At 67.3% G+C, this 1,538-nt stretch carries 2 protein-coding genes; both read left to right on the top strand.

The genetic code is table 11. The features are described from left to right. The first annotated feature begins 85 nt into the window (after positions 1-85). The gene (locus AB5202_RS09945; RefSeq protein ID WP_368144670.1) at positions 86-1,141 is read left to right on the top strand and encodes an IS1595 family transposase; all 1,056 of its coding nucleotides are present in this window, start codon (positions 86-88) and stop codon (positions 1,139-1,141) included. Between the two features lie 46 nt (positions 1,142-1,187). Beyond that, a complete protein-coding gene (locus tag AB5202_RS09940; protein WP_217750366.1) occupies positions 1,188-1,385 on the top strand; it encodes a type II toxin-antitoxin system RelB/DinJ family antitoxin in 198 nt (65 codons plus the stop codon). Positions 1,386-1,538: the final 153 nt, after the last annotated feature.

The following is a 1,538-nucleotide window of genomic DNA, read 5'->3' as shown; positions in this document are numbered from 1 at the left end:
AAGGCTCTGTTAGACCAGGATTGACATACATGTGTCCCCACGGTGCCATATCGTTGACCCCGTAGACCGCGATGATGGGGGCAGCATGAACGCCGAAGACCTGGTCCTCAACTTCAAGAAGGGCATGGCGAACCTCAGCAAGACCGAGCGCCGCCGCGCTATCGAGTCCGTCAGGGACGTGATCCGCGCGGCGGCGTTCGACGACGCGGCCGGCTCCGCCTACGAAATCGAACGCTGCCCGCGCTGCGGGTCCGTCGCGGTCGTGAAGAAGGGCAAATCGAAGAACGGCGAGCAGCGCTACCTCTGCCGGGGCTGCGGCAGGACCTTCGGCATGGGCAGCGAGCGCATCCTGGGGACGAGCAGGCTCCCGAAGGAGACCTGGATGGCCTACGCCGAGTGCTTCGTGCTCATGCTGCCCCTGCGCGAGTGCGCGAGGCGCTGCCGCGTCTGCCTCAAGACCGCCTACACCATGCGCCACAGGCTGATCGAGTGCCTCTCGGCCTACTCCCCCTCGTTCAGGGTCGAGCGGGGCTGCGGCTGCGAGCTCGACGAGACCTACTTCCCCGAGTCGTTCAAGGGCAACCACGCGAAGGGGTCGTTCACGATGCCGCGCCCCTCCCGGCACCGCGGCAAGCAGGTGCACAGGCGCGGGCTGTCGCGCGAGCGGATCTGCGTCATGACCGGCGTGAACGACTCGAACGAGACGTTCCTCGAGGTCACGGGGCGGGGCGCCCTTTCGAGGGAGCGCGCCATGGACGCGCTGAGGGGCCGCATCGCGGCCGGCTCGGTCGTCGCGACCGACAGGGCGGCCGTCTACGTCAATGTCCTCGCGGAACTCGAGGTCGCCGCGCACGCGGCCTACGACCCCAAGGACCGCTCCGGGGGAACCATCAACCGGATCAACACCGTCCACTCGCTCCTCGGCGCCTTCATGGAGCCGTTCAAGGGCGTGTCGACGAAGCACCTCGATGCCTACCTCGCCTGGTTCAGGTGGTGCCGGACCTTCATGGCGACCGATTCCGGTGCCGCCGGGCGCACGGTCGCGCGGCAGCTCGCGCACGGCGTCTGCAGGAGCCGCGTCCGCGACATGTTCAACGTGGAGCCGCCCTACATGGACTACTGGGCCGCGCCCGCCGCATAGAGGCGGTAGAATGGTCGCACCGCGATACACGAGGAGGGGTGAGGCCATGCCGTCGAACATACCGGCCACGACGATCCGCATCGACCCGGAGGTCAAGAAGGAGGCCACGGCCATCCTGGACGAGCTCGGCCTGTCCATGTCCACCGCCGTCAACGCGTTCCTCAGGGCGCTCGTCCGGGAGGGCGGGATGCCGTTCGAGATGAGGGTCAAGACGCCGGCGCCCGACGGGGAGACGGCGAGTTAGCCGGCAGGTCGGCATGAAACGGCAGGGCCGGGCGAGCAACTCGTCCGGCCTCGGGCGCATCGCCCCCTTGCCGGATTCAAATCCGACAAGAGGGCGACCATTGTGCAATCGCAAGAAGATGACGGGGCGGAATGTCAATCCTGGTCTAACAGA

Origin of the sequence: Collinsella aerofaciens (assembly GCF_040915545.1) — a bacterium.
GTDB classification, from domain to species: Bacteria; Actinomycetota; Coriobacteriia; order Coriobacteriales; family Coriobacteriaceae; genus Collinsella; species Collinsella aerofaciens_BE.
Note: the sequence above shows the minus strand (reverse complement) of the source record. Positions and strands in the feature narration are given on the sequence as shown.